Here is an 8,310-nt window from a genome sequence, read left to right as displayed (position 1 = left end):
CGAGAGGAAGCCCGCCGAGTCGAGATGAACCGCCTGTCGGGCGAGCGCTTCCAATGCCCGTCGGTGCTGCTGCCCGAACGGGTCGGCTTTGCGGGCGATACGGTGCGGTCGCCGGGGGGAGGAATCGGCGACACACGAGAAATTGATGGTCGATCGCGAACGCATCGGCCCGGTCAATCTGGTTGCCGAAAGCGAACTGGCCGAGCTGGAAGCAGCCTCCAAGGGCAATGCCGCCGAGCGCGAGGAATTGGGGCTGGCGGTCAACCGCCTGCGCGGGTCGATCGGTACGCTCAACCGCGAGGGGCGGCAGCGGCTGATGGCGGCGTTCGAGGCGGTCGACGGGCATTTCCGGCGCTTGTTCACGACGCTGTTCAATGGCGGACAGGCGCATCTCGAGCTGGTCGATTCGGACGATCCGCTGGAGGCGGGGCTCGAAATCATGGCGCAGCCGCCCGGCAAGAAGCTGCAATCGCTGACGCTGTTATCGGGTGGAGAACAGGCGCTGACCGCAGTCGCGCTGATCTTCGGCTTGTTCCTGACCAACCCCGCGCCGATCTGCGTGCTCGACGAAGTCGATGCGCCGCTCGACGATGCCAATATCGAGCGCTTTTGCGGGCTGCTGGATGCGATGACGCGCGAAACGCAGACGCGCTATCTTATCGTGACGCACAATGCCGTGACGATGAGCCGGATGCACCGGCTGTTTGGCGTGACGATGGTCGAGCAAGGCGTCAGCCGCCTTGTTTCGGTCGATCTCGGCGGCGCGGAATCGCTCCTCGCCGCCGAGTAAACGGATCAGCAGCCGTTGCGGCGGTTCTGGGCCGCGTCGTGCTTCTTGTCGAGATGCTTGCCGAGCAAGGCACCGCCGACGCCGCCAGCCACCGTGCCGAGCACACCGCCGCCGAGCGCATTGCCGACCAGCGCGCCACCGGCACCGCCCGCGATCAGGCCAGTCGTGCCCGACGAGCGATGGCAGCGATAATGACGGCTGGTTTTGCCATAGTAGCGATGCTTGCGCGCTTCGGCCTTATCGACCGGGAGGGCCATCGTCACCGGAACGACGAGCGAAGCGGCGGCGAGGCTGAGAAACAGTGAACGCATGATGTCGGTCCCTTTTGATCTTTGTGTGGGCGTAACGTTTTAAGCGCCTGCGGGTTGCATCTGCGAAACTAGTAGGGCCTTTCAAAACCTCAGCTTAACCATTGTCCGGCAAGCACGGGGTTGCACCGCAATCGGAAAGGGGTTTGCATGAACATCATTCCAGCAGTGTCCCATGCGGTCGGCGGCCGCTTCACCGACGTTCCGGCTTCGGTCTCGGCTGGGCTGTGGTCGTGCGATCTCGCGACCGAGCAGCTGACCTGGAGCGATGGCGTCTACGATTTGTTTGGAGCCCCGCGCGGCAGCCGAGTCGATCGCCACGCTGCGACGGCGCGCTATACACCGGGATCCCGCATCGCGCTCGAATGTCGCCGTATGGCGGCCATCCGGGATCGCTCCGGCTTCACCCTGGACGCCGAAATCACCGTTGGCCCGACGCGGCGCTGGATTCGCATCGTCGCGCAGGTCGAATGCGACGAGGGCAAGCCGATGCGGCTGTTCGGCTCCAAAACCGATGTAACCTTTGAGAAGATGGCCGGGCTGCTGACAGACCACTGACCCGGATGACCGACAGCGCCGCTTGCGTCGAGTGTAATGTGAACATATGAAGAACATATGGCCCAGCTCGATGTTCAGCAAAAGCTCGCGATCCTGGCGGATGCCGCGAAATATGATGCGTCGTGCGCGTCGTCGGGATCGGTCAAGCGCACGTCGCGCGACGGCAAGGGGCTGGGCTCGACCGACCAGGGCATGGGCATTTGCCATGCCTATGCGCCCGATGGCCGCTGCATTTCGCTGCTCAAGATCCTGCTGACCAACAGCTGCATCTTCGACTGCCATTATTGCATCAACCGCAAAAGCTCGAACGTGCGCCGTGCGCGCTTCACCGCGGCGGAGGTGGTGCGGCTGACGCTGTCTTTCTATCGGCGCAATTATGTCGAGGGGCTGTTCCTGTCCTCGGGCATCATCGGCTCGTCCAACTACACGATGGAGCAGATGGTCGAAGTGGCGCGCAGCTTGCGCGAAGATCATGATTTTCGCGGCTATATCCACCTCAAGACCATTCCCGATGCCGACCCCGAACTGGTGCATCAGGCCGGGCTCCATGCCGACCGCTTGTCGATCAATGTGGAATTGCCGACGCTGGCCGGGCTGACGCGGCTTGCGCCCGAGAAATCGGCGGCGCGGATCGAAGGGGCGATGGCCGGGACCAAGCTGGCGATTGCCGACACCGGCGACGCCCGCAAACGCTTCAAATCGGCGCCGCGCTTTGCGCCTGCCGGGCAATCCACGCAAATGATCGTGGGGGCGGATGCCGCGACCGATGGCGACATCGTGACGCGCGCGTCCTCGCTGTATGATCGGTTCGGCTTGCGGCGGGTCTATTATTCGGCGTTCAGCCCGATCCCCGATGCGAGCGCGGTGCTGCCGCTGCAGCGTCCGCCGTTGATGCGCGAACATCGCCTGTATCAATCGGACTGGCTGATGCGCTTCTACGATTATTCCCCCGCCGATGTGGTGGCGCGACCGACGCGACGACGGGAATGCTGCCGCTCGACATCGACCCCAAGCTCGCCTGGGCGCTCAAATTTCGCGGGTCCTTTCCGGTCGACGTCAACCGCGCGCCGCGCGAGGCGCTGCTGCGCGTGCCGGGGCTGGGGGTGAAGGCGGTCGGCGCGATCCTGTCGGCGCGGCGCTGGCGGCGCTTGCGATTGGCCGATGTCGCGCGGCTGACGGTGTCGATCGCCAAACTACGCCCGTTTCTGATCGCTGAAGACTGGCGCCCGGTCGCACTGAGCGACCGCGCCGATCTTCGGCCGCAAGTTGCACCCAAAACCGAGCAACTGGAGTTATTTGCGGCCTGAGGGGAGACACGATGCACGTCGTCACTTTGGCCGAACCCGACGATCTGGATGGCTGGCGCGATGCGGCGCGCGGGCTGGCGGGGGCGGGCGTGCCGCCCGAGGATGTGGTGTGGCACGTGGGCGGAGCGGCGGACGATCTGTTCGCGCTGGTGGGCACGCCGCCACCTGCGCCGACGCAACCGGCCTTCACCGTGCCCGCGGCGTTCATGGCGCTGGCGCGCAGCGTCGTTTTTGCACCGCGACGCCGAACGTTTTTGCGTTGCTCTATGCGTTGCTGCTGCGCTTGCGCCGCCAGCCAGGGGCGATCGAGGATCGGGCGGATCCGCTGGTGCGGCGGCTGGAGGGGTTTGCGCGCGAAGTGCGCAAGGACATTCACAAGATGCGCGCGTTCCTGCGCTTCCGCGAAGTGGAGGAGGATGGTGCCCCGCGCTTCGTCGCGTGGTTCGAGCACGAGCATCATATCGTGCGCGCCAACGCCGGTTTCTTTCTCGATCGATTCGCCAGCATGCGCTGGTCGATCCTGACGCCGGAGCTTTCGCTGCATTGGGACGGCGAGACGCTGGCGGAAGGGCCGGGTGCCTCCAAGCGCGATGCGCCCGAGGGCGACCCGATCGAGGAGGTGTGGAAGACCTATTATGCGTCGATCTTCAACCCGGCGCGCGTGAAGGTCGGCGCGATGCTGAAAGAAATGCCGCGCAAATATTGGAAGAACATGCCCGAAACGGCGTTGGTGCCGGGGTTGATTGCGAGCGCACAGCGCGGGAGAGCGGGATGATCGCCAAGGCGAAGAGCGAGGTTGGCGGCAATGCACAGGCGGCATGGGCGGCGTTGCGCGAGGAAGCGGCGGGTTGCACGCGGTGTCCGTTGTACAAACCCGCGACGCAGACGGTGTTCGGCGAGGGGCCGGTCGATGCGGCGCTGATGTTCGTCGGCGAGCAACCGGGCGACCAGGAGGATCTGGCGGGGCAGCCCTTTGTCGGCCCGGCCGGGCAGATGTTCGACCGCGCGCTGGCCGAGGCGGGGATCGATCGGGCGGGTGTGTATGTCACCAACGCGGTCAAGCATTTCAAGTTCGAACAGCGCGGCAAGCGGCGCATCCATAGCAAACCCGATGCGGGGGAGGTCAGCGCGTGCCGCTGGTGGATCGAGCAGGAGCGCTTGCTGGTGCGGCCCAAGGTGACGGTGGCCTTGGGGGCGACCGCGGCGCGCAGCTTGCTCGGGCGGGTGGTGACGATCGGCCAGGAGCGCGGGCGTGCGCTGGTGCTGCCCGATGGCGGCGAGGCGTGGATTACGGTGCATCCGAGCTATTTGCTGCGTTTGCCCGACCGCGAGGTGGCCGCGCTGGAATATGCGCGCTTCGTCGAGGATTTGCGGCGGGCGGGGGAGCGGGTGCTCTGACGGCGCTTATAACGGTAAGGTCGCCTGCACCGCCTCGGGCTCTCCATCGACCATACCCGACAGCGTCAGCCCCAACAGCCGCACGCCGAGCGGCAGCGGCAGATGCGCATCGAGCAAGGCGTGGCCGATCGCGAAAAAGGCGTCGCGCTCGACCACGCTGCTGAGCGAGCGCGCGCGGGTGATCGTGCGGAAATCGGAGAAGCGCAGCTTCAGCGTCACGGTGCGGCCGCGCGCGCTGTGGCGGTCAATCCGCACCCAGGCGGCTTCGCCCACCCAGTCGAGTGCCGCGTGGAGGTCGCCCGGCGCGGAGAGGTCGGTCTCGAAGGTGCGCTCTGCCCCGACCGATTTGCTTGGGCGTTCGCTGCGGACGGGGCGGTGATCGACCCCGCGTGCGGCACTGTAAAGGTAATCGCCGTAGCTGCCGAAATGCGCGTGGAGGAAGGCGAGCGGGCGTTCGCGCAGATCGGCACCGGTTTCGATGCCGAGCGCGGCCATGCGGCGCGCGGTGACCGGGCCGACGCCGTGGAAGCGCTTGACCGGCAAGCTCGCGACGAACGCCGCGCCGTGGCGGGGCGCGATGACGCACAGGCCGTCGGGCTTGTTCTGGTCGGAGGCGAGCTTGGCGATGAACTTGTTGTAGCTGACCCCGGCCGAGGCGGTGAGGGCGGTTTCGGCCTTGATGCGCGCGCGGATCTGCTCGGCGATGGCGCGGGCCGAGCCCAGGCCATGGCGGTCCTCGGTCACGTCGAGATAGGCTTCGTCGAGCGAGAGCGGCTCGACCAGATCGGTATAATCGTCGAAAATCGCGCGGATCTGGGCTGAGACCGCGCGGTACGCCTCGAAGCGGGGCGGCACGAACACCAGATCGGGGCAGCGGCGCAGGGCTGTTACAGAGGGCATGGCCGAGCGCACCCCGAAGGCGCGTGCCTCATAACTGGCGGCGGCGACCACGCCGCGCGCACGCGACCCGCCGACCGCAACCGGCTTGCCGCGCAAGGTTGGGTCGTCGCGCTGTTCGACCGACGCAAAGAAGGCGTCCATGTCGATATGGATGATCTTGCGCTGGGGCGGGGCGTCGGCGGAATCGGCCATGCAACACCCTGATAGCCGCGACAGGAAAGGGTGGGGAGTTTCTGTTGCTCGGTACTCCCCGGACCGCCGGTGTCTGCTTCTGTTGCCCGGTGCAGCCCGAACCGCGTTCTTTTGGGGTAACCTAGGCCGTTAGGCCTTTAGTTACGCCGCAATCGCGAGTGCTTCGTTATCGTTAGCACTTGTGGTTTTGAGCCTTTTGCAGGTTACTCAGCCCGGGCAAAAACAGCGCCTTTCAACACACGTCGATCCTGGTTCGACCCCGTCAGAGCCCCTCCGGCAAGAGGGGTTTTGGTGGAGTCGCCGGGTACTGCCCCCGGGTCCGCTGCATCTAGTCTACGCTGCACTTTATCACCATAGCCGGGCGAACCCGGCCCCCGCGATATAGGCGGAGCCTGGCGCAATGAAAAAGGCCCGGTTTGACACCTTGTGCCTTCCACTCGCCACAAATCGGGTGCATGGGGTATAGTATCATGTTGACGCAACGTTCCCGCTACGCGCTTCGCGCGATGATGTTCCTGGCCGAAGCACCCCCCGGGGGCCCGCCGATCCCGATGAACCGGATTGCCGCCGAGGCGAATGTCCCGCGCAAGTTCCTGGAGCTGATCCTCGCCGATCTGCGCGAGGCGGGTTTCCTGCACAGCCACCGTGGCAAGATGGGCGGATACTGCCTGTCCCGCCCGACGCATCTGATTTCACTGGGTGAGATCATCCGCGTGATCGAGGGGCCGCTGGCGCTGGTGCCGTGCGTCAGTCGCACCGCCTATCGCAGTTGCAAGGATTGCAAGGACGAAGCGAGCTGCGCGATCCGCCATGCGATGATGCGCGTGCGCGACGAGACCGCGCGGATCCTCGATGGCACGAGTCTGGCGGATTCGGTCGCCGAGGATCTGGTCGCGGCCTGAGACCTTCGCCCCATTCCCCGTTCGCCCTGAGCCTGTCGAAGGGCGTTCCACGCGAGCGGCTCGCTTGGAAGGGCTTCGACAGGCTCAGCCCGAACGGAATATAGGGTAAGCGCGAGCCCCCCCCTCAGCGCCGCTTCAATTCGTCGCGGATCTCGCGCAGCAGAGTGATGTCGGCGGGCTCGACCGGCTCGGCGGGCGTTTCCGGTGCCTTGGGCATCAGCCGGTTCACGGCGCGCACCAGCAGGAAGATGATGAAGGCGACGATCACGAAATTGACCGCCGCCGTGACGAACGCGCCATAGCCGAACAGCGGCACGCCGGCCTTTTTCAGTGCAGCATAATCGGACGACCCGACGAGCGCGGGGGGCACCTTGCCGAGCACCACGAAATAGCTCGAAAAATCGAGCCCGCCGAAAATCTTGCCGATCACCGGCATGATGACGTCGTCGGTCAGCGACGTCACGATCTTGCCGAACGCCCCGCCGATGATGACCGCAATCGCCAGGTCCAGCACGTTGCCGCGCGCGATGAATGCCTTGAACTCCTTGAACATGGAGCCTCCCAATCCGATTTCGTTTCTCGCGGCCATGCTACCCGGCTATCAGGGCTGCGCAAGGCCTGGAGGGATGAACACCATGAAGTATCGCACTCTGATCGCATTCGTCGGCGCATTCGCGCTGGCCGGTTGCGGGCTGAACAGCGTGCCGACGGCGGAAGAGAACGCCAAGGCGAAATGGGCCGATGTGGAAAATTACTATCAACGCCGTGCTGACCTGATCCCCAATTTGGTGTCGACGGTGAAGGCGGCGGGCGCGCAGGAAAAAGCGATCCTGGTCGAAGTGACGCAGGCGCGTGCCTCGGCATCGCAGGTCAAGGTTTCCAGCGCGGATCTGAACGATCCGGCCAAGGTCGCAGCGTATGAAAAGGCGCAGAACGGCCTGACGCTGTCGTTGCAGCGGCTGCAGGAGGCCTATCCCGAGCTGAAGAGCCAGGACAATTACAAGACGTTGATGGACCAGCTCGAGGGCACAGAAAACCGCATCTCGACCGCACGCCACGATTATAACGAAGCGGTGCAGGCGTATAATACGACCATCCGCACCTTCCCCGACGCGATTGGCGCGAAGGTGTTTTACGGGGCCAAGCCGCTGGTGCCGTTCAAGGCGACGACGCCGGGGGCGGACGTGGCGCCGACGGTCAATTTCGGCAACACCAACTAAGTACCGGGCCGGAGGCCCATGCCGATGCGCCTGATTCAGGCACTGCTCGCGATGCTGGTTGCGCTGCTGCTGGGGGTTGCCCCGGCGGCAGCGCAGACCTATCCCAAATTCACCGGGCTGGTGGTGGATGCCGCCAACGTCCTGCCGCCTGCGACCAAGGCCGATCTGACGGCCAAATTGGAAGCGCTGCAGAAAGACACCAAGCGGCAATTGGTGGTCGCCACGATCCCGGACCTGCAGGGTCGCGAGATCGAGGAATATGGTGTCGGTCTCGGGCGGGCGTGGGGCGTGGGCCTCAAGGACGCCAATAACGGTGCGATCCTGTTCATCGCGCCTAACGCACCCAAGGGGCATCGCGGGCCGCGGCTGGAGGTTGGCTACAGCCTGGAGCCGATCCTGACCGATGCTTTTGCGGGCACGATGATTCGCGAAAAAATGATGCCCAAGCTGACGCAATCCGGTGACATTGCCGGAGCGATGGAAGCGGGTACCGATGCGGTGATCGCACAGCTTCGCGCTTCTCCGGAGGAAGCCAAGGCCAATGTCGACGCGGCGGCGGCGAAGTTCGATAAGGTGCACAAGCGCAGCGCCGCGGGCAGTGGCGGCGGGATTCCCTTTGGCGTGATCATGATCCTGTTCGTGATCGGCTTCATCGTGCTGTCGAGCTTGCGGCGCGGTCGGCGTGGGCAGGAATATCGCAGCGGCGTGGCTCCGGCGGTGCTGTGGGGCTCGGGG

Annotated in this window: 7 protein-coding genes, 1 other RNA gene and 3 pseudogenes; 7 read left to right on the top strand and 4 right to left on the bottom strand. The window is 65.1% G+C overall.

Annotated features, from left to right (window positions below; translation table 11 throughout):
- Positions 1 to 790, top strand: a pseudogene (locus NW75_RS19635) (chromosome segregation protein); the annotation flags it as partial.
- Between the two features lie 5 nt (positions 791 to 795).
- Here the strand turns inward: NW75_RS19635 and NW75_RS19630 are convergent.
- Complete coding sequence (locus NW75_RS19630) at positions 796 to 1,101, bottom strand: hypothetical protein (protein WP_010404751.1); 306 nt, start codon at positions 1,099 to 1,101, stop codon at positions 796 to 798.
- 147 nt (positions 1,102 to 1,248) lie between these two features.
- Between NW75_RS19630 and NW75_RS19625 the strand changes: the two genes are divergently transcribed.
- From NW75_RS19625 to NW75_RS19615, 3 genes and pseudogenes are all read left to right on the top strand, one after another.
- Entirely contained in the window at positions 1,249 to 1,656 is a 408-nt protein-coding gene (locus NW75_RS19625; protein WP_033967028.1) for a hypothetical protein, read from the top strand.
- A gap of 57 nt (positions 1,657 to 1,713) precedes the next feature.
- Positions 1,714 to 2,963: pseudogene (locus NW75_RS19620) on the top strand (putative DNA modification/repair radical SAM protein).
- Between the two features lie 11 nt (positions 2,964 to 2,974).
- Positions 2,975 to 4,361 (top strand): annotated as a pseudogene (locus NW75_RS19615) (UdgX family uracil-DNA binding protein).
- Between the two features lie 6 nt (positions 4,362 to 4,367).
- On the opposite strand, the gene dinB reads toward NW75_RS19615, so the two are convergent.
- Together dinB and ssrA are read right to left on the bottom strand one after the other, a co-directional pair.
- Positions 4,368 to 5,453 carry a DNA polymerase IV gene (gene dinB, locus NW75_RS19610; RefSeq protein WP_033967027.1) on the bottom strand — a complete coding sequence of 362 codons (1,086 nt, stop codon included), beginning with the start codon at positions 5,451 to 5,453 and terminating at the stop codon, positions 4,368 to 4,370.
- A 68-nt stretch (positions 5,454 to 5,521) separates the two neighbouring features.
- Positions 5,522 to 5,864, bottom strand: a transfer-messenger RNA (tmRNA) gene (gene ssrA, locus NW75_RS24045).
- 59 nt (positions 5,865 to 5,923) lie between these two features.
- Between ssrA and NW75_RS19605 the strand changes: the two genes are divergently transcribed.
- Positions 5,924 to 6,355, top strand: a complete 432-nt coding sequence (locus NW75_RS19605) for an RrF2 family transcriptional regulator (protein ID WP_033967025.1) — start codon at positions 5,924 to 5,926, stop codon at positions 6,353 to 6,355.
- A gap of 124 nt (positions 6,356 to 6,479) precedes the next feature.
- On the opposite strand, the gene mscL is transcribed toward NW75_RS19605, so the two are convergent.
- Complete coding sequence (mscL, locus tag NW75_RS19600; RefSeq protein WP_033967024.1) at positions 6,480 to 6,908, bottom strand: large conductance mechanosensitive channel protein MscL; 429 nt, start codon at positions 6,906 to 6,908, stop codon at positions 6,480 to 6,482.
- Between the two features lie 82 nt (positions 6,909 to 6,990).
- Here mscL and NW75_RS19595 point away from each other — a divergent pair, with 82 nt between their 5' ends.
- Positions 6,991 to 7,575: a LemA family protein gene (locus NW75_RS19595; RefSeq protein WP_033967034.1), complete on the top strand. Its 585-nt coding sequence runs from the start codon at positions 6,991 to 6,993 to the stop codon at positions 7,573 to 7,575.
- 24 nt (positions 7,576 to 7,599) lie between these two features.
- A partial coding sequence (locus tag NW75_RS19590; RefSeq protein WP_443024502.1) for a TPM domain-containing protein occupies positions 7,600 to 8,310 on the top strand: 711 nt, incomplete at its 3' end.

This window comes from Sphingomonas sp. Ant H11, from assembly GCF_000797515.1.
In the GTDB taxonomy this organism is placed as follows: Bacteria; Pseudomonadota; Alphaproteobacteria; order Sphingomonadales; family Sphingomonadaceae; genus Sphingomonas.
Note: the sequence above shows the minus strand (reverse complement) of the source record. Positions and strands in the feature narration are given on the sequence as shown.